18 protein-coding genes and 1 pseudogene are annotated in these 19,567 nt (G+C 34.5%); 8 read left to right on the top strand and 11 right to left on the bottom strand.

Annotated features, from left to right (window positions below; translation table 11 throughout):
- Nucleotides 1-31 precede the first annotated feature (31 nt).
- Nucleotides 32-679 (bottom strand): metal-dependent transcriptional regulator, encoded by a 648-nt coding sequence (locus tag V7P73_RS09985; RefSeq protein WP_333853195.1) that lies wholly within the window; start codon nt 677-679, stop codon nt 32-34.
- 239 nt (nt 680-918) lie between these two features.
- On the opposite strand from V7P73_RS09985, the gene V7P73_RS09990 reads away from it, so the two are divergent.
- Complete coding sequence (locus V7P73_RS09990; RefSeq protein ID WP_333853196.1) at nt 919-1,950, top strand: threonine aldolase family protein; 1,032 nt, start codon at nt 919-921, stop codon at nt 1,948-1,950.
- Between the two features lie 59 nt (nt 1,951-2,009).
- Here V7P73_RS09990 and lgt read toward each other — a convergent pair whose 3' ends face one another.
- A complete protein-coding gene (gene lgt, locus V7P73_RS09995) occupies nt 2,010-2,870 on the bottom strand; it encodes a prolipoprotein diacylglyceryl transferase (RefSeq protein ID WP_333853347.1) in 861 nt (286 codons plus the stop codon).
- Between the two features lie 423 nt (nt 2,871-3,293).
- A complete protein-coding gene (yidD, locus tag V7P73_RS10000) occupies nt 3,294-3,530 on the bottom strand; it encodes a membrane protein insertion efficiency factor YidD (protein ID WP_074233486.1) in 237 nt (78 codons plus the stop codon).
- A gap of 363 nt (nt 3,531-3,893) precedes the next feature.
- Here yidD and V7P73_RS10005 point away from each other — a divergent pair, with 363 nt between their 5' ends.
- Nucleotides 3,894-5,045, top strand: a complete 1,152-nt coding sequence (locus tag V7P73_RS10005) for an MFS transporter (protein WP_333853198.1) — start codon at nt 3,894-3,896, stop codon at nt 5,043-5,045.
- A 2-nt stretch (nt 5,046-5,047) separates the two neighbouring features.
- On the opposite strand, the gene V7P73_RS10010 is transcribed toward V7P73_RS10005, so the two are convergent.
- Complete coding sequence (locus tag V7P73_RS10010) at nt 5,048-5,662, bottom strand: alpha-ketoglutarate-dependent dioxygenase AlkB family protein (RefSeq protein WP_333853200.1); 615 nt, start codon at nt 5,660-5,662, stop codon at nt 5,048-5,050.
- A 132-nt stretch (nt 5,663-5,794) separates the two neighbouring features.
- Nucleotides 5,795-6,829, bottom strand: a complete 1,035-nt coding sequence (locus tag V7P73_RS10015; RefSeq protein WP_333853202.1) for a cation:proton antiporter — start codon at nt 6,827-6,829, stop codon at nt 5,795-5,797.
- 139 nt (nt 6,830-6,968) lie between these two features.
- Between V7P73_RS10015 and hisS the strand changes: the two genes are divergently transcribed.
- Nucleotides 6,969-8,318 (top strand): histidine--tRNA ligase, encoded by a 1,350-nt coding sequence (gene hisS / locus V7P73_RS10020; protein ID WP_333853203.1) that lies wholly within the window; start codon nt 6,969-6,971, stop codon nt 8,316-8,318.
- Here the strand turns inward: hisS and V7P73_RS10025 are convergent.
- Entirely contained in the window at nt 8,315-10,075 is a 1,761-nt protein-coding gene (locus V7P73_RS10025) for an AraC family transcriptional regulator (RefSeq protein ID WP_333853204.1), read from the bottom strand. The two genes, hisS and V7P73_RS10025, sit on opposite strands and share 4 nt — an antisense overlap.
- A 296-nt stretch (nt 10,076-10,371) precedes the next feature.
- Between V7P73_RS10025 and V7P73_RS10030 the strand changes: the two genes are divergently transcribed.
- From V7P73_RS10030 to V7P73_RS10045, 4 genes are all read left to right on the top strand, one after another.
- Nucleotides 10,372-10,593 carry a hypothetical protein gene (locus tag V7P73_RS10030; RefSeq protein WP_333853206.1) on the top strand — a complete coding sequence of 74 codons (222 nt, stop codon included), beginning with the start codon at nt 10,372-10,374 and terminating at the stop codon, nt 10,591-10,593.
- Between the two features lie 302 nt (nt 10,594-10,895).
- The gene (locus V7P73_RS10035; RefSeq protein WP_333853208.1) at nt 10,896-11,720 is read left to right on the top strand and encodes a CvfB family protein; all 825 of its coding nucleotides are present in this window, start codon (nt 10,896-10,898) and stop codon (nt 11,718-11,720) included.
- An 86-nt stretch (nt 11,721-11,806) separates the two neighbouring features.
- A complete protein-coding gene (locus tag V7P73_RS10040) occupies nt 11,807-12,709 on the top strand; it encodes a TIGR01777 family oxidoreductase (RefSeq protein WP_333853210.1) in 903 nt (300 codons plus the stop codon).
- Nucleotides 12,710-12,759: 50 nt separating this feature from the next.
- A complete protein-coding gene (locus V7P73_RS10045; protein WP_333853212.1) occupies nt 12,760-13,305 on the top strand; it encodes a coiled-coil domain-containing protein in 546 nt (181 codons plus the stop codon).
- Between the two features lie 98 nt (nt 13,306-13,403).
- On the opposite strand, the pseudogene V7P73_RS10050 reads toward V7P73_RS10045, so the two are convergent.
- Both V7P73_RS10050 and V7P73_RS10055 read right to left on the bottom strand, forming a co-directional pair.
- Nucleotides 13,404-13,526: pseudogene (locus V7P73_RS10050) on the bottom strand (IS256 family transposase); the annotation flags it as partial.
- Between the two features lie 24 nt (nt 13,527-13,550).
- The gene (locus tag V7P73_RS10055; protein ID WP_333853214.1) at nt 13,551-15,353 is read right to left on the bottom strand and encodes an ABC transporter ATP-binding protein; all 1,803 of its coding nucleotides are present in this window, start codon (nt 15,351-15,353) and stop codon (nt 13,551-13,553) included.
- Nucleotides 15,354-15,470: 117 nt separating this feature from the next.
- Here V7P73_RS10055 and V7P73_RS10060 point away from each other — a divergent pair, with 117 nt between their 5' ends.
- On the top strand, nt 15,471-16,124 hold the full coding sequence (locus V7P73_RS10060; RefSeq protein ID WP_333853216.1) for a CoA transferase subunit B: 654 nt from the start codon (nt 15,471-15,473) through the stop codon (nt 16,122-16,124).
- 87 nt (nt 16,125-16,211) lie between these two features.
- On the opposite strand, the gene V7P73_RS10065 is transcribed toward V7P73_RS10060, so the two are convergent.
- The 3 genes from V7P73_RS10065 to V7P73_RS10075 all read right to left on the bottom strand — a co-directional run bounded on the left by V7P73_RS10065 (nt 16,212) and on the right by V7P73_RS10075 (nt 19,286).
- Complete coding sequence (locus V7P73_RS10065; RefSeq protein WP_333853218.1) at nt 16,212-17,018, bottom strand: DUF4197 domain-containing protein; 807 nt, start codon at nt 17,016-17,018, stop codon at nt 16,212-16,214.
- 61 nt (nt 17,019-17,079) lie between these two features.
- Nucleotides 17,080-18,591 carry a carbon-nitrogen hydrolase family protein gene (locus V7P73_RS10070; protein WP_333853220.1) on the bottom strand — a complete coding sequence of 504 codons (1,512 nt, stop codon included), beginning with the start codon at nt 18,589-18,591 and terminating at the stop codon, nt 17,080-17,082.
- The gene (locus V7P73_RS10075; protein ID WP_333853222.1) at nt 18,591-19,286 is read right to left on the bottom strand and encodes an SIR2 family NAD-dependent protein deacylase; all 696 of its coding nucleotides are present in this window, start codon (nt 19,284-19,286) and stop codon (nt 18,591-18,593) included. Before V7P73_RS10075 ends, V7P73_RS10070 begins: the two co-directional genes overlap by 1 nt.
- Nucleotides 19,287-19,567: the final 281 nt, after the last annotated feature.

Genomic DNA, 19,567 nt, shown 5'->3' on the forward strand with positions numbered 1-19,567 from the left:
AGAAAAAACCCTGAAAGGGTTTAATCGTAATCTACTTCACTAGTAATCTATCACAAACCGTTTTACTAAAATTCTCTTCCTGACCATTATAAGAAACCTTTATAGATTGGTCAAAATCCTCCTTTTGTAAAACCTTGATTTCAGTTCCAAGACTGAGATTTCTTTTATTAAGAAAATTCAGGAATTCTTCAGAAGAAGTTGTTACAGAAGCCAATTCTACTGTTTCATTTTCCCGACATTTACTCAATTTCTTCAAATCTGGCTGAATAACATTGCCATCCTTATCAGGAATCGGTTCGCCGTGTGGGTCAACTTTCGGGTAATTCAGGATTTCGTCCATTTTATCGAAGAAGATATCAGAATGGATGTGTTCCAATTGTTCCGCAATTTCGTGGACATTTTCCCATCCAAAACCCATTTTTTCGACCAAAAACATCTCTGTCAATCTATGTTTTCTTACGATGAGCGATGCTTCTTTCTTTCCAGATTCAGTTAATTTTATAGGTTTATAAGACTCATATTTCACCCAATTTTTGTCCGCAAACTTCTTTATCATACTATTCACAGACGGCATTTTGATATTAAGCTGTCGGCTCAAATCATTTACAGAAACTTCATCATTCTCATTCACAAGATGATAAAGCGCTTTCAGATAATTTTCCTCAGTTAAAGAATTCATATTCCAAAGATAAGTAAAAGTTAGATGGAAGTCAATTTTAAACTAACAATTATTTGGGCGTGTCCCTTTGCTATTTGCCCACCGAGCTAATTCCAAGGCAGGCAAACAGCAAGCGGGCCGGTCTACGGGCAGTCGCTTTCCCGAAAAACCTTGCAAGGTTTTTCGGGAAGAGCTCCAACAATGCCCTTCGCCCTCACGCAAAAAACGTAACTTTACAACCTCTAAAAAGAAGTAGAAAAATGAAGAAATATTCTTTCAAAAACGATTATTCAGAAGGTTGTCATCCCAATATTTTAGAAGCATTAATCAAAACCAATCTCGTTCAGCAAAACGGTTATCGTTACGATGATTATTCCGAAGAAGCCAGAGAATTAATCAAACAAAAAATGAATCATCCAAACGCCGATATTCATTTCGTAAGTGGTGGAACTCAAGCTAATTTATTAGTCATTTCTTCAATTCTTCGTCCGCACGAAAGTGTTGTTTCCGCTGAAACGGGACATATTTTCACCAACGAAACCGGCGCAATAGAAGCAACTGGACACAAAGTTCACGGATTGGTTACGGAAGATGGAAAACTGAAGTCAGAAAACATTCAATCGGTTTTGGATACGCATACGAATAAGCCTCATCAGGTTAAACAAAAGTTGGTTTATATTTCCAATTCTACAGAAGTTGGAACGATTTATACAAAGCAAGAATTACAAGAATTATCTGCATTTTGCAAAGCCAATGGTTTGTATCTTTTTATGGATGGTGCAAGATTAGGTCAAGCTCTAACCTCCGAAATTAATGATTTGACATTAGAAGATATTGCCAACTTAACGGATGTTTTTTATCTCGGTGGAACTAAAAATGGAGCGCTTTTAGGCGAAGCAATTGTGATTACAAATGATAAACTGAAGGAAGAATTCGGTTTTCACATCAAGCAAAAGGGTGCGATGTTGGCAAAAGGCAGACTTTTAGGAATTCAGTTTTTGGAATTGATGAAAGATGATTTGTACTTCGATTTGGCAAAACATTCCAACGTTCAGGCTATGAAAATCAAATTCGCTTTTCAAAAGAAAGGGTTTAAATTTTTGTCTGATACATTTACCAATCAGATTTTTCCAATTCTCAGAAATTCTCAAATCGAAAAACTAACAAAAAACTTTGATTTCTATGTTTGGAAAAAGATGGATGAAGAAAATTCTGCCATCCGATTGATTACATCTTGGGCAACTTCTGATGAGGTTGTGGATGAGTTTATTAATGAAATTGAAAGTCTGTAACTCAATTAATAATTAAATTAAGACATAAAAAAAACTCCCAAAATCTGGGAGTTTAAATTTTATACTGTTGCTTCTTCTTTCGGAAGTTTGAATTTCTTAGAATAAATCATAATCACCAATCCAGCAACCATAAACGGAATACTCAAAACCTGACCTGTATTAAGTCCAGCAAAATGAATAATCTCGTCACCTTGTGGTTCTTTCAGGAACTCGACAAAGAAACGGATCGCCCAAAGTATGATAAAGAATAAACCAAATAACCAACCTTGTTGGTATTTTTTGTCTGTTTTCTTATATAAAAACCAAAGCAAAACGAAAAGACAAACGTAACCAAATGCTTCAAATAACTGGCTCGGATAACGTGGAATTGTCACGCCATATTCAGAACTTTGCTGAGGAAAAAGAATAGCAAATGGAGAAGAAAGATCAACAGGCTTGCCTAAAATCTCTGAATTGAAGAAATTTCCCATTCTCACAAATGCACCGCCCAAAGCAACCACAATTCCAATTCTGTCATAAACCCAAAGTGGATTTTTCTTGATGATTTTCAAACTATAATATAATGTAGTCGCAATTACCGCAATCGCTGCTCCGTGACTTGCCAAACCGGAAAATCCTGTAAAATGTAATCCGCCTTTTGTACTGATTGGCAAGAAAACACTCAGGAAATCTTCTTTAAATAACTCTGGCTGATAAAAAATAACGTGACCTAATCTCGCTCCAAAAATAGTTCCTACCAAAGTCCAAGTGAAAAATGGCTCTACATATTTCTCATCTACACCATCTATTCTGTAAATTTTAGTCATAATAATATAACCAAATCCAAAAGCGAAGATGAACATCAAACTGTAAAAATGCAGCATCACAGGTCCTAATTTAATTCCTTTTATCGGGTCCCAAACTTTGAAACTGGTTTCCAATTCTACTTGGTCAGTTGGTCTAATAACGGTTTTAGATTTCAGAAGATATTTGAAATTCTCAATATTTTTCTGCTCAAGCGTAGCACCAACCGGCTTGAAGTCTTTATCCAAAAATTGAAAGTTAAACGTTTTATATTTTAAAAGAATATTCTGTATGCTTCCGAGATGTTCTGCGGATTCCGCCTTGATATTATCTTCATTCAGAATAACCAATTCATTAGGAATGTTATTGGATGCTTCATCATAAAACTTAGTGTTGTTTTGCGTTGCGAAAATTTTCACAGCAACAGTTTCCTTGTTATTGATTTTCAAAGTTCCATCAGAAAGTTCTGATGTGGCGCTTTGCGCAGAAACCATCTGGAAAATTCCAGCAAAAAGGATGAGATAAAATCTTAGAAAAATATTGTTCATTGATAATTGATTTTAATGTTGTTTTGGCGGAACAGGGTCGTAGCCTTCGCCGCCCCAAGGATGGCAGCTTCCGATTCTTTTCATCGCCAGCCAGCTCCCTTTGATCAGTCCGTGTACCTTCAAAGCTTCCAAAGTATAATGCGAACAAGTCGGGTCGTATCGGCAGTTTTTCCCCAGCCAAGGTGAGATAGCGAGTTGATAAAACTTTATCAAAACCACCAACGGAAAAGTCAGAATCTTGTTCAGCATAATTTTGAGCTATGCAAAAATAGCAGAAAAATCAAAACACTGTTAGAATTTAACGAATTATAATACTTTGGGCAGTTTAATCCGCCTTCTACTCCCAATCTTTTTATCTCGTCCTTACAGACGAGGCAAAAAGGATTTCCGTTCAAATCTAACGAAGTGGTTCATCGATTCAAATAAAAAAATAAAAATAATTGAGATAAGTCGGGCTGCAAGGTTCAAAGGGAAATCAGATTTCAGCATTAAGTAAACAATTTCTAATTTAATGTTAACTAAATTTAAACAATAGTTTAATTTAATAATATTATTCGATATTTTAAATCTCTACAACTTGATTTTTCTCGATAATTTGAGGACTTTTGCAAAATGGATAAAAGGATTTTTCCCCTGGCTTTAGGTGGATTGGGATTAGGCACGACAGAATTTGTAATTATGGGACTTTTGCCAGACGTTGCAGAATCATTGAAAATCTCGATTCCGCAAGCTGGACATTTGATTTCCTCTTATGCATTTGGAGTGGTTGTAGGTGCGCCGATTTTGATTGGATACGCTGCAAAATATCCGCCGAAGAAAATCCTTATTTTCTTGATGATTGCCTTCACATTGTTCAATGCGCTATCTGCATTTTCGAATGATTATTACTCGATGATGGCGATTAGATTTTTGGCAGGGCTTCCTCACGGAGCATTTTTCGGCGTTGGAACTGTCGTTGCAACACGATTGGCAAAACCAGGAAAACAGGCGCAAAGTATCGCAATGATGTTCACTGGACTGACTTTGGCGAATCTCGCAATGGTTCCTTTTGTGACTTGGCTCGGACATCAGTTCAATTGGAGATATGCTTTTGGAGTCGTTGCTGTAATTGGATTGATTACTATTGTTGGGCTTAGATTTCTGCTTCCGGCAATGGACAGCTTACGAACCACCACATTGAAAAAAGAATTGGAGTTCTTCAAAACGGCTAAAGCTTGGCACATCATCGCTATTACAGCAGTTGGATTTGGTGGATTGTTTGCTTGGTTCAGTTACATCACACCTTTGATGACCAATGTTTCTAAATTCGAGACTGGTTTTATCGCTTATATTATGATTTTGGCAGGAGCAGGGATGGTTGTAGGTAATTTTCTTGGCGGCATTTTAGCTGACAAAATGCGTCCTGCTTTGGCTGGAGCTATACTTTTAAGCGCCATGATTTTAGCTTTGATTGGTGTCTTCTTTTTCTCAGAAAATCAAACTATTTCCTTGATTCTGACATTTATTTGTGGTGCATTATCAATGGCAGTAGGAACGCCTGTTAATATTATGATGTTGCGTTCTGCAAAAAATTCTGAAATGATGGCAGCTGCTTTTATGCAAGCGGCTTTCAATATCGGGAATTCCATAGGTGCGCTTTTGGGCGGATTGCCATTAGAATTCGGTTTGTCTTATAATTATCCTTCTTTAGTTGGTGCAGGTTTGGCGTTGTTAGGATTCTTGCTTAGTCTTGCTTTTATCAAAAAATACAAGCCAGTTATTTAAAATTATTTTTTTTTATCAATCGTTCTGAAAGTCAGACTGATTCTTGGTTTTATGATTCTAGTAGTTGTTGGTAATCTATGAAGCCAGAATTTCTGAGTGGTGTCTTTCATCATCAACAAACTCCCGTGTTCCAGAACGAGAGAAACCAATTCTTTCGTAGTTTTATGTTTGAAATTGAATTTCCTTTCTGCTCCAAAACTTACAGAACTGATGGCACCATTATCCTTCAAATCCTTTTCTCCATCGCTGTGATAAGCCATTCCTTCAGATCCGTCGTGATAAAGATTCAATAAACAGGAATTAAATGTTTCGCTGCTCACAGATTCGATTTTTTCTTTGATTTCAAGAAGGGTTTTGTTCCAAGGTAATGCTGTTTTGGTTCTTCCAGAATAGGTATAACCGAACTCTTCATTGCCATACCAAGCGACTTTTCTTTTGGTTTCGATAAGTTTTCCGAAGATGACAGCTTCATCACTTTTCCATTCAACCTCGGTCATTAATTTATGGAAATAATTATTAGCTTCTTCCTCAGAAAATATTTTCCCATAGTAAGAAGTTGTACCATCATAAGGTAAAATATTTTCAATGATTTCGAATTGGTCGTCAAAAAGGTTCATTATTTAGTTTCGTTAAAATTATTATATCATTAAAATTTAAAATTATAAAAAATCAATCGTTGAAAAAGCCGATGAAAACTTGAAGATGCCTCAACTAAATGAATCAACGCTTCAACTAAGTGAATCAATGACCTAACTAATCTCATCACCGAGGTTTCTGAATGAATCATAGGTTATAGTTGCTAGCAATGCCAAATATGAGCTAATCATTCTGGCTAAAATCAAGACGCCAGTTACCATGAGACTATATTCGATAGCGGTTTGTAGCGGAATTCCTGCAGTACGAAGTCCATCTATGATCTCCGGAAGTTCCAGACCAATAATTAGAAATACAAATCCATTTAGTATAAAAACAAAATTTTCCCAAACGCTATAACCTTGGATTCTACTTGCACTATTGAGAAAGATAAGTCTTTTAGAGGACATATATAATCCACCACTTACAACAGCAAGAACACCCGAACTATGTAATAATTCAGCAATCAAATACATAAAGTATGGTTCTATCAATGTTAATGCGATATCTGATGAAGCCTCAGTTGGTAATCGTTTATGAATCTGAACGAATATCCAAGCCAATGCTAATCCAATTCCTGCACCGCCAACAATCATCCATAAAAAACTGGTCGCCGCTTCTTGCCAGATAAATTGCCCAGTTCCTACAGCAATCAGTGCAAATCGAAAAATAATTAATGAAGAGGCGTCGTTTAATAAACTTTCTCCTTCCAGAATAGCAGAAGTGGATTTTGGTATTTTTACAAATTTGGTAATGGCTCCGGTACTTACAGCATCGGGCGGAGAAACAATTCCTCCCAACAAAAATCCTAAAGCTATTGTAAATCCAGGAATTAAGTAATTTGCAAAAACGGCTACCGACAATGCTGTGAAAAATACTACTAGAAAAGCGAAACACCCGATGATTCGCCACCATTTTTTCATTTCTTTAAAAGAAATACTCCACGCCGCTTCAAATAACAAAGGTGGAAGAAATATAAAAAAGATAAGGTCCGGATCAATTTTCACAATAGGTAATCCTGGAACAAAACTAACCAATAATCCAGCTAAAACCAATAAAATAGGATAGGCGATCTTCAGTTTGTTTGCCCAAATGTTCAGCAACACGATGGCTGCAACCATTGCAAGAAAAAAAGGTAATAGTGTATGCATCAATTAATAGATTGTGTTTTTTGAGGTTAAAAATTAATATCTAAAAATATAAAAATGCCTTTAATTTTAGATGCTTATTCTAAATTCTTATTTTTGCATTTGATTATCACTTATCAATCATCATTTATCAATTATAAAAATGAAGCCAAGTTTAGCAAAAGGAACAAGAGATTTTACGGCGAAAGAAGTTTCTAGAAGAAAATACATCATCAATATATTACAAAAGAATTTCGAATTATTTGGATTCCAGCCTTTAGAAACGCCAAGTTTTGAAAACCTTTCTACATTGACAGGAAAATATGGAGAAGAAGGCGATCGATTGATTTTTAAAATCTTGAATTCCGGAGATTATGCATCAAAAACAAACGAAGAAGACTGGTCGAATAAAAATTCTCAAAAACTGATCTCTCAGATTTCTGAAAAAGCACTTCGTTATGACTTGACAGTTCCATTTGCACGTTTTGTGGCAATGAACCACGGACAATTGGCTTTTCCTTTTAAACGTTACCAGATTCAGCCAGTTTGGCGAGCAGATCGTCCACAGAAAGGTAGATTCAGAGAGTTTTATCAATGTGATGCAGATGTTGTTGGAAGTACAAGTCTTTGGCAAGAGGTTGAATTGTTGCAATTGTATTTTAAGTCTTTCAAAGATTTGAAATTATCTGTTTCGATTCATATTAATAACAGAAAAATCCTTTCTGGATTAGCAGATTATGCAGGAATTGCAGACAAATTGATTGATTTTACCGTTGCGCTAGATAAACTAGATAAAATTGGAAAAGATGGCGTGACTAAAGAAATGCTTGAAAAAGGAATTTCTGAGGAAGCGATTTCTAAACTGGATTTCCTCTTCAGTCAAACCAATGATGCTTTGGAAAATCTACTTAATCTGAAAGAAAAATTTGCAGGAAACGAAATAGGATTGAGAGGTGTTGAAGAATTAGAGTTTGTCATTACTAATGCTTTGAATCTTGGCATCGATTCTCAAAATTTAGTTTTTGATATTACTTTAGCCAGAGGTTTAGATTATTATACAGGCGCTATTTTTGAGGTTAAAGCCGATGAAGTTGCAATGGGTTCTATCGGCGGCGGTGGGCGTTATGATAATTTGACAGAAGTTTTCGGCGTGAAGGATATCCCTGGAATTGGAATTTCTTTCGGTTTGGACAGGATTTATTTGGTAATGGAAGAATTAGGGATTTTCCCTGAAGATTCTGCAAATAATGTAAAATACCTTTTTGCTAATTACGGAGTAGCTGAGTCAATTGAGGCTTTAAAATTAATTGCTGAGCTGAGAGAAAAAAATATTTCTGCAGAACTTTATCCAGAAGCTTCAAAACTGAAAAAGCAATTTACTTACGCAGAGAAAAAAGGAATCGAAAATTTGGTTTTTCTTGGTGAACAGGAAATTAAAGATGCAAATGTTACCGTAAAAAATCTTAATTCCGGAGAGCAAAAAACACTAAAAATAGGTGAGTTTCTGAATTAGTTTTCAGAAACTAAACCTTTGATATTCTCAACAGAAGGCGGATTAGCTCCTGCAATTTCTTTTTTCCTGTTTCGGATAAAATCTGTAGGTCTGATGCCATTGATTTCAAAGAAAAGATCTGAGAAGTTTTGTCGTGAGGCAATTCCGCATTCTTTTGCCAAAGTATCAATTGTGTAATTGAGGTAGATGTTCTTTTCAAATAACAATTGAGTAATGTGTCTGATTCTCAAATCGCCCAAATATTTGTTGAAGTTCATGCCTTTGCTATCATTAATAACGTGCGAAAGGTAATTGGAATTGGTATCTATCTGAATCGCTAACTTCTGGATAGTCAGTCCTTTTTGGGTGAATTGTTTCTTCTCTTCAAATACTTTGAGTTTATTTAAGAGTTCTTCTTTTATTGTTTCCGCGATATGAGATCTCTTATCGTCATTATTTTGTACGTTATTAGTTACAACAGGAACAGAACTCTCAGGACGCGTATAATTGTGAGTTTGTAACTTCTCCTGCAAAACAAAATATTTCTGAAGAATGTCTTTTTCTTTTTTGTATTTTTTGAACAAAGTAATGATAAGGAAAGTAGCTAATCCTGCTAACAAAACGATGAATATTCCGCCCCAAATATTAGCTTTTTCCAATTTACCTTTTTCCTCAAGAAGGGCATTGGTATCATATTCTCGATGAACTTTAGGAGATAGATAGGCAAAATCCCTTGAGATGATACTATCAGCTTTTAGTAATTGTGTTGTATAATACAGTTGCTGTTGAGCATCATTTTTTTCTTTGTAATAATTAATAAGAAGTTCATAATTTTCTCTCAATTCAGGCAATAAAAACTCTTGTTTATTGAAAATAGAATCAATTTTTTTTAAATTAGAAATTGCCAAATCTTCTTTTTTCAGAGCCAAATAACTTTTTCCAAGGTAAAAATAATCTACGGATTCCCAAGCAAAATCATCATTCAATAAACTGAGAGATTCTGTAAGATAATCAATAGCCGATTGATATTTGCCATTGGAATATTCTGATAAACCCTTACCCTTAAGAAAATAGCTTCTTTCTTGAGAAAAATAGGGCTGATTGAAAGTTTTTTGTAATCCAATATTAATAAGAGAATCTGCTTTTACAGAATCTTTTAAGTTTCTGTAGCAGATTATCATCTGATGGATACTATTCAAATAACCTTTTTGGTTATTGAAAATTTTATATTTGTGTGATTTTGAGTTGTTTGCTTCTGATTCAAAATAGGAAACACAATCATTGAATAACTGTAGTGCTTCTTCATTATACCCTAAATAATTTTTTACAACACCCAAGTGATAAGAAACTTTATTTTTAAGATAAAGATCACCTGTATTTTTAGAATATTTGTAAGCCATTAGATACTCATCCAAAGCAGGCTTATATTTTTTCATTTTTGAGTAATAAATACTACCTTTAAGAATATATGCTGTAGAAATTTTATCGTCGCTTGATGTTTTATAAGCTGCATCTAAACAACTATCAGCATACAACAATTTTCTACTCCAAGATTTTGAATAAAAGACTGCATCTCTGTATGCTTGAAACAATTCTGCGTTTTTTTGTTCTTTTTTCGCTTTTTTAATATAAGGTTCTAAAAACTGAAAAGCACGAGAATCATTTTCCAAATAGCTTTCATATGCTTTTCTAAAATCATCGTAGCTTGAAGGAGCCTTGTCTTTAGAAAATACAAAAGATGATGAAAGAATAAATATGATAAAGAAAAAGTTTTTCATTTGAAATCTTTAAACTTCATCATTTGTGTGCACAAAAATACGCATTTATGAAATATTATTGAAAATTATTTAATCGAAAATAGCTATGAGTGTTGATGTGCTGAATAGTTAGTTATTTGTTTGAAAATTAATGGTTTATCAATGTCGTGATTTGTGAATTAGGACGTCGTAATTTCCCAATCTTGACCACAATTTCTTTTACGCATCAAAACTAGGATATAATTTTGTCACAGAAAATGAGATGAAAATCTTTGTTTTGCATCTCAATAAAAATTAAAAAATATTTACATAATTATATGAAAAAGTTCATTACAATTTTAGCTATAGCAGCTGTATCTCTAAATTTTGTATCTTGTAGACAAGATGATGTAACTTCTGAGATGGGAGCGGGCTCTCAAGAAAATGTTAGCTTCAAAAAAACTGAGGTAACAGCAAAGACAGATACGGTAACTAGCGTTGCAAAAAGACAAGCACAATTAGATCCAGATCCTCCTGTAAAGGATAATACAAACTGGTAATTTATACGAGATTTTAAAACATTCATTCAAGCACTATAAACTGCCTCAATTTATTCAATTAGATTGAGGCAGATTTGAAAATAGACTTTTGAAATGATTGTTAGTAAGGCATAAAAATGAAATACAATTCTATTCTTTTAAAAAAAAATATGATAAAGTCATGTCTAAATTAAATAACATTATCGTAGTAAAATTCATTAACTTCAGTTTGGTAGTTTTAAGAATTTGTTTTGGCGACAGAATTTTCAGTAAGAGACCAGAATAGAAAAAGTTTAGTTACTTTTGCAGCAAATTCAATTTTTATGAAGCCTGGACAAACTCAAACTCTTACTATTTCTGAACAAATTTCATCAGGATTTATCTTGCGAGATGAAAACGGAGAAAAAGCTTTTATCCAAAAAGTTTTTGCAGATGATTCTTGGGAAATTGGAGGAGAAGTAGAAGTTTTTGTGTATCAGGAAGAAGGCAATTTAAAAGCAACAACCGAAAAAGCAAACGCCGAAATAGAAGAGTTTGCTGTAATGACAAGCGTACAAAGCTTGCCAAGTGGCGCTTTTATGGATTGGGGAATTATCAAAGATCTTTTTATTCCATATAAGCAGCAAAAATCTAAAATCATAGAAGGAAAGCGTTATTTGGTATATGTTTATATCGATGAAGCTACTGGATTGATTACTGGAACGACGAAGTTCAAACGTAATCCTCAATACGAAAATCTACCATTCAATAATGGTGATAAAGTAGATTTGATTGTGATGAATGAGTCCGAGTTAGGTTGGAATGTCGTTATCAATAAACAATATATCGGATTAATTTACGCTTCAGACGTTTTCAAAAAACTGTATCCGCTTTCAGAAGAATATGGTTATATCAAAACCATTCGTGAAGATGGTAAAATAGATGTGACTTTGCAGCCTCAAGGTTTTGAAAATGTAGACGAGTTCAAACAAAAAATCATTGATAAGCTGAATGATAACTACGGATTACTTTATTTGTCTGACAAATCTTCTCCTGAAGAAATCAAGGATGAATTGCAAATGAGTAAGAAAAACTTCAAAAAAGCAATTGGAAGTCTTTATAAAGATAAAGTCATCGAAATTTTGGAAGATAAAATCAGGCTACTTTAAAACTGTAAATTATCAACTTTTCGAAAATTAATCCTAATAATTTTTCATTGGAATCGTTTTTGTTAAAAAAGACAAAATGAAAACTGATGAAAAAAATTCTCATAAGCGGCGCAACTGGACTTGTTGGCAAAAAACTCTCCCGAAAGCTGTATGAACGTGGCTACAAGGTTGAGATTCTTGTTCGTTCCAAATCTGAAAAAACAGATTTCAAATCCTACGTTTGGGATTATGAAAATAGATTTTTAGAAGAAGGTGCTTTAGATAATACTTATATTTTTATTCATTTAGCAGGAGCTTCAATCAGTAAACGTTGGACAAAAAATTATAAAAAAGAAATCTATAAAAGCAGAATAGATTCGGCGCAGTTCATTTATGAAAAGATGTTGGAGGAAAATATCCATCCTGAGGCTGTTATTTCTGCTTCAGCAATAGGTTTTTACGGACAAGTTACATCGGAACATATTTTTTCAGAAGATGACCCACCAGCAAAAGATTTTTTAGGAAGCATTTGTAGAGATTGGGAAGCTAAAGTTTTAGAATTTGAAAAGCTCGGTAGTAGAATAGTAAGAATTAGAACATCAACCGTTTTATCAGAAAAAGGAGGCGCTTTGGAAACACTTAAGAAACCAATTGAACTGAATTTTGGTGCTGTTCTAGGAAATGGACAACAATATTTTCCTTGGATTCATATTGATGATTTGGTGAATATCTATTTCAAAGCTGTTGAAGATGTTTCTATGAATGGTGCTTATAATGCTTCGGCTCCTGATTTTGTAACTAACGAAATTCTGACCAAAAAAATAGCTTCTCATCTCAATAAAAAAATATTTCTTCCCAATATTCCCAAGTTTATTATTAAGACTATTTTAGGCGAAATGTCAGTTTTGGCTTTAGAAGGAAGTCGTGTTTCGTCCCAAAAAATTGAGAATTCAGGGTTTAAATTTAATTATGATAATTTGGATAAAGCTTTGGCGGATGTTATTAACTAAAGATTTTTGCAAATTGCCTTTTTAATCCTTACTTTTATCAAAATTTCCCAATGAGATTGACTGAAGAAAATAAAGATAAACTATCTGTTTTAGAAAAAATTGCGGACGGAATTATTTGGTGGGTAGGGTCTATTCAGTCATTGGTTTTTCATACGATTTTTTTCATCGTCAGTTTTGCGTTACCTGTTTTCAATATTGTTGAATTTGAGCATATGTTGTTGGTTCTCACAACGGTAGTCTCTTTGGAGGCGATTTATTTGGCAATTTTTATTCAAATGTCAGTTAATAAAAGTTCTGAATATATCGAGGATTTGAAAGAAGATGTTAATGAAATCCAAGAAGATATAGACGAAATCCAGGAAGATATTGAGGAGATTCAGGAAGATGTAGAAGAAATCCAAGAGGATATTGATGAAATCCAAGAAGATGTGGAAGAAATTAATGAGGACGAAGATGACGAAAATCATAGTGAACGCGCCAGAACAGTGATGCTGAAAAGCAAAGTCACGAACAATAAAAACGATATCAAAAACCTGAAAGATAAAATCAAAGAACTCGAAAGTTTGATCGAGAAAATTAAAAAAGAAGAGGAGTAATAATAATGTCAGTCTGAAGATAGGTTTATCCATTTTGACGAAGGAAAAACCGACACTATCCCATAAAGTGTGTAAGTTAAAAAGTTAGGGCTTGGATTTTATAATCTGAGCCTTTTTTCAAAAATAAGCATAAATTGGTTGAAGACAATGTTCCAATTATGAATAGGCATCGTCCATTTTTTAGTTGATTCTTTTAGGGCTAAATAAACAGACTTCAACACAAATTTAATCAATTACAATCAAAATCAAATATTATTTTCAACTGACTTCCTCTCCCCAATCTGCTGTCTCCACATCGCATAATACAAACCTTTTTCTGCAATCAGGTTTTCGTGTGAACCAGTTTCAATGACTTGTCCACGTTCCAAAACATAAATTCGGTCTGCGTGCATAATCGTGCTTAATCTGTGGGCAATTAAAACTGTGATCTGTTCTTTTTGTTCAGAAATTTCCTTGATTGTTGAAGTAATTTCCTCTTCGGTTATACTGTCCAAAGCAGAAGTGGCTTCGTCAAAAATCAATAAGTTTGGTTTTCTCAATAATGCTCTTGCAATTGCAATTCTCTGTTTTTCGCCTCCACTTAATTTTAATCCTCCTTCGCCAATGACCGTTTCGATTCCTTTTTCAGCACGTTCCAATAAAGTTTTTGTGCTTGATTTTTTCAAAGCCAATTCGATGTCTTCTTCGCTGGCGTTTGGATTCACGAAAAGAAGATTTTCTTTGATTGTTCCTGCAAAAAGCTGTGTGTCCTGAGTTACAAATCCAATTTGGTTTCTCAATTCATCAAAGTCAAATTCTTTTCCGTTGATTTTATTATAGAAAATATTGCCTTCCTGAGCGCGATACAATCCAACCAGTAATTTTACCAACGTACTTTTTCCGGAACCACTCGGGCCAACAAATGCTATGGTTTCTCCATTTTTTACATCGAATGAAATATTATTCAGCGCTTTATATTGAGCAGATTGATGTTTGAAAGAAACGTGTCTGAATTCTAATTCTTCAATAGCCCCAATTTGTTTTGGCGTTTGTGGTTTTTGTTCAACTGGTTTTTTCATCAGATTATCGAAATTGCGCAACGATGCTTCGGCTTCTCGGTAAGAAATAATGATATTCCCGATTTCCTGCATTGGACCAAAAATGAAAAATCCATAAAACATCAATGATAAATATTGTCCAGGCGTTACAATATCTCTGAAAATCAAATATAAAAGCGTCAACGTAATCAATTGTTGAAGAAAATTAACCATCGTTCCCTGAATGAAACTCAACGAACGAATACTTTTTACCTTCTTCAATTCCAAACCAAGAATTTTATAAGTGTTATTATTCAGACGGTTAATTTCCTGTTTGGTCAAACCTAAACTTTTTACAATTTCGATATTTCGCAAACTTTCCGTTGTACTTCCAGCCAAACTTGTGGTTTCGATAACAATTGTTTTCTGAATATTCTTGATTCTCTTACTTAAAAGATTCGTTACAAATGCAATTAGAAAAATCCCGACAATATAAACCGGCATTATTGACCAATGCAATCGAATCGCATAAACTGAAACGAAAATGATACTTACCAAAATTCCAAAAAAGACATTAATGAAATTAGTAATAAACTTTACCGAATCTTCTCTTACTTTGGTCAAAATCGATAAAGTTTCACCACTTCTTTGGTCTTCGAATTCCTGATAAGGCAACGCCATAGAATGCTGCAATCCATCCGTGAAAATATTAGCTCCGAATTTTTGAGTAATGACATTCACAGCGTAATCTTGAAACGCTTTCGCAATTCTGCTGACCATAGCCGTCCCGATTAGTAATCCTAAAAAGTAAAATGCGCCGTGATATATATCGGTTCCATAAAGGAATTCATTCAGATTTCTGGGAATCAATTTTTCTTTGTCGAAAAAGTGTGGATGTGTTACGAGTTGGTCTAGAATATTCCCTGTGATTGCTGGCGCAAATAATGAAAATACCTGATTGACAGCGGCCAAAACCAACGAGGCGATAATCAGCCATTTGTGTGGTTTGAGGTAATGTAATAATGTCTTCATAATTAGAAATGCAAATTTACTGATATAAATTTGATTGTTTTATTAATAATTACTGTAAGCGAAAAAGCATTTTTCTATCACGTGAAATAATGATATATTGCGGTATAACATTTTACTATGCTTACAAAAGAACAAATCGCACAACGCATATCAAGAGAAGTGAAAGATGGGATGTATGTCAACCTTGGAATCGGGATTCCGACTTTGGTTGCTAACTATGTTCCAGAGGATATTTCTGTAGAATTCCAAAGTGAAAATGGCGTTTTGGGAATGGGACCATTTCCTTTCGAAGGCGAAGAAGATGCAGACTTGATTAATGCGGGGAAGCAGACTATTACGATTCTTCCAGGCGGTTCTTTTTTTGATTCGGCTTTCAGTTTTGGGATGATTAGAAGCCAAAAAGTGGATTTGACAATTCTTGGTGCAATGGAAGTTTCCGAGAACGGCGATATTGCCAACTGGAAAATCCCTGGAAAAATGGTAAAAGGAATGGGCGGCGCAATGGATTTGGTAGCATCGGCTGAAAATATCATCGTTGCAATGATGCACGTCAACAAAGCTGGCGAATCCAAAATTCTGAAAAAATGTACACTTCCTTTAACGGGAGTTAATTGCGTGAAAAAAGTGGTGACAGAATTGGCTGTTATGGAAATCACGGATAAAGGTTTCAAACTTCTTGAAAGAGCACCTGGAATTTCGGTTGAAGATATTGTAAAAGCAACAGAAGCTGAATTGATTATTGAAGAAGAAATTCCTGAGATGAAGTTTTAACTAATTAATAATGCATTATTAATAAAGAAAAAAAATCCGCAATATCATTTGCGGATTTTTTTTATGTCTAATTTCTAGCTTCTAGAATTATTTTTTAACAGCTCCAAACACTTTCTCCAAAAGCGAAGTCGTCCTCAACGCAGAATTATTTCTGATTCCTGTTTCTTTTTCTGCGACCATTTTGAAAACACCGTTGATGGTTTCGGTTGTTACATATTCATTCAAGTCTGTAGTTACAGCTTGTCCAGTTAACGTGTTGTATTTTGAAATGATATTTTTCCAAACTGTATCTGCTCCAACTTTTCCTAAAGAAGCCTGAACTTTTGGCTGAAACGCTGTGAAAAGCTGGCTTTGGGTTTTAGTTTGTAAATAATTGGTTGCAGCGTTATTACTTCCTAAAAGAATATTTTTCGCATCCGTAATGGTTATTGATGTAATTGCATTGGCGAAAATCGGAGTGGCTTCTGTTACGGCATCTTCAGCAGCTCTGTTCAATAATTTAACACCTTGGTCCGCCAGACTTCCCATTCCCAAACTTCTGAGAGTTGTATCAATTTTTCTTAGTTTTTCAGGCATCAGGATTTTTACCGCTTCATTTTTAAGAAAACCATCCGTCACTCCCAATTTTTGTACACTTTCTTTGACTCCGATATTCAAAGCTTCTTTCAAACCAGATGAGATTTGAGAAGAGGTTAAACTTCCAAGGTTAACATTGGAATTGGTTGTGGAACTTGTAGTTGTACCAGTATTAGTAGAAGTATTTGGAGTCTGTGCTTTCGGTTGAGAAAGGTCAACACCTGTTTTGTCTTTAACTACTTTTATAAGGTCACCGAACTGTGCTTGTGTAGAAATTGAAAATAGTAATCCTGCAGCAACTAAATAGCTCTTTTTCATTAAATATATTTTTTACAAAATTAGATGATTAAATCTGATTGAAGTTAAATACCTCAAAAAATTAAATCTGATTTCGTAAAATCACATCATATAAATCCTGTCTTCTGTCCGTCATTGTTTTCACTGCGCCGTTATAATGGAGCTCTTTTAAAAGATTAAGGTCAACATCCACAATAATCGTCATTTCGGTATTCGGTGTAGCTTCTCCCTTTATGGCATTGGAAGGAAAAGCAAAATCCGAAGGTGTGAAAACCGTTGCCTGACCGTATTGGATATCCATATTATTCACGCCTGGAAGATTCCCGACACATCCGGCAATGGCAACATAGCATTCGTTTTCAATAGCCCTTGCGGCAGCGCAGTGTCGCACTCGTGTGTAAGCATTCTGAGTATCGGTAAGATAAGGAACAAATAATATTTTCATTCCCTGGTCGGCTAACAATCTTGGAAGTTCCGGAAACTCAACATCATAACAAATAATGACTCCTATTTTTCCACAATCTGTATCGAAGACTTTGATTTCGTTTCCGCCTGTCATTCCGTAATATTTCTTTTCGTTTGGCGTGATGTGGACTTTTCTATATTCGTCTATTTTTCCGTCTCTGTGAAGCAAATAACTTACGTTGTACAATTTTCCATCTTCCAAAATTGGCATACTTCCAGAAATAATATTGACATTGTAACTAACCGCAAATTCGGAGATTTTTTCTTTGATTTCTTCGGTTAATTCAGATAGTTTTTCCATTGATTCTCTTTCATTCATATGATTAAAAGGAGCCAGTAGAGGTGTGTTGAATAACTCTGGGAACAGACAAAAATCTGATTGATAACCTGCAACTGCATCTACAAAAAATTCAACCTGTTTATAAAAATCTTCTAAATCCTTCAAAGGTCTCATTTGCCATTGTACCAATCCCAATCGAATCACGCTGTCCTGCATCGTGTTTTTCTTGGCTGTGTAATAGATATTATTCCATTGCAAGAGAACTGCATATTCTTTGGACTCGGTGTCGCCTTTTAGATAACCTTTCAGGATTTTTACTGGAGAAAAATTATTCCCAATCTGGAAACTTAAAACTGGGTCATAGATTTCTTTATTTCTTACTTTAGTAATATATTCTCTTGGCGATAATTCTTTACTATAAAGATGATAATTAGGAATTCTTCCCCCGATTATGATTGATTTTAGATTCAATATTTCACAAAGTTCTTTTCTCGCGTCATATAATCTTCGTCCTAATCTTAGTGCTCTAAATTCAGGATCAACGAAAACCTCGATGCCATAAAGAACATTCCCGACATTACTATGGGTATTAAACGATTCATTTCCAGTAATTTCCTGGTAAGTATGCTGGTCGCCGTATAATTCGTATTGAACAATAATCGATAATGCAGCAGCAGCTAATTTTCCATCAACAATAATACAGATTTGCCCTTCTGAAAAGATGGATGTCAGCTTTTGGATATTTCGTTTGCTCCATACATTGTCATCTATATCGGGATAGGCTTTTTTCATCGCTTCTGCCAATTCATCATAATCATCGATGTTTAGTTTTCTGATTTCTACCTGCATTACTTATATTTTTTGATTAAAATTTCTTTCAGTTGTCTCATTCCTTCTGTTGCAGAAGTTTTGAAATGGTTTTCGTTTTTTGTGAAAGCATTTGGATTTTCCATATTCGGGTCGATGATGAAAATTTCACAATGCTCAGGAACATATCGAATAACCGACGCCGCGGGATAAACCTGCATAGATGTTCCGATGACCAAAAATAAATCTGCCTGAGAAGCAACTTCAATCGCATTATCCATCTCCGGAACCATTTCGCCAAACCAAACAATGTGCGGACGAAGTTGGGAGCCATCAGTGTGTAAATCGCCAATCTTAATGTCATCAATATAATCAACGATTTCACTGTTTTCTTTTACAGATTTTGCCTTTGTCAGTTCGCCGTGAAGATGAATGATTTTGGTAGAACCACCTCTTTCGTGAAGGTCATCAACATTTTGAGTAATGATATCAACATCAAAAAAATCCTCCAATTCTGCAAGCAATTTGTGAGCCGTGTTGGGTTCTACTTCTTTTAATTGTTGTCTTCTGGCATTATAAAAGTCTAAAACCAACTGCGGATTTCTCGCAAAACCTTCAGGCGAAGCTACATCTTCAATGCGATGATTTTCCCAAAGCCCATTGTAATCTCGGAACGTTTTAATTCCACTTTCTGCCGAAATTCCTGCACCGGAAAGCACAACCAGTCTTTTTTTCATTGTTTTCTACTTTTCTCAAATTTAATAATTTAAAAACGAAAAACTGAAATTAAAATATGAATTTAAAATAAAATGTTAAGTTTTAATGTGGATTTTAAAATAGTATTTTTTTTAGATTCTGAGAGCTTTTTATTCTTTTGATTTTGGTTTTCTTCGGATCATATTCGCAAAAGTCCCATTTTTAAAGAAAAAAATCGAAGTCGATCCGAACGAGACTCGAACGAGACCCGAAGAAACCCCAAAGGATTATCTTGAAAATTTGAAAATTTTTACTTGAAATT

Source organism: Epilithonimonas sp., assembly GCF_036780765.1.
Taxonomy (GTDB): Bacteria; Bacteroidota; Bacteroidia; order Flavobacteriales; family Weeksellaceae; genus Epilithonimonas.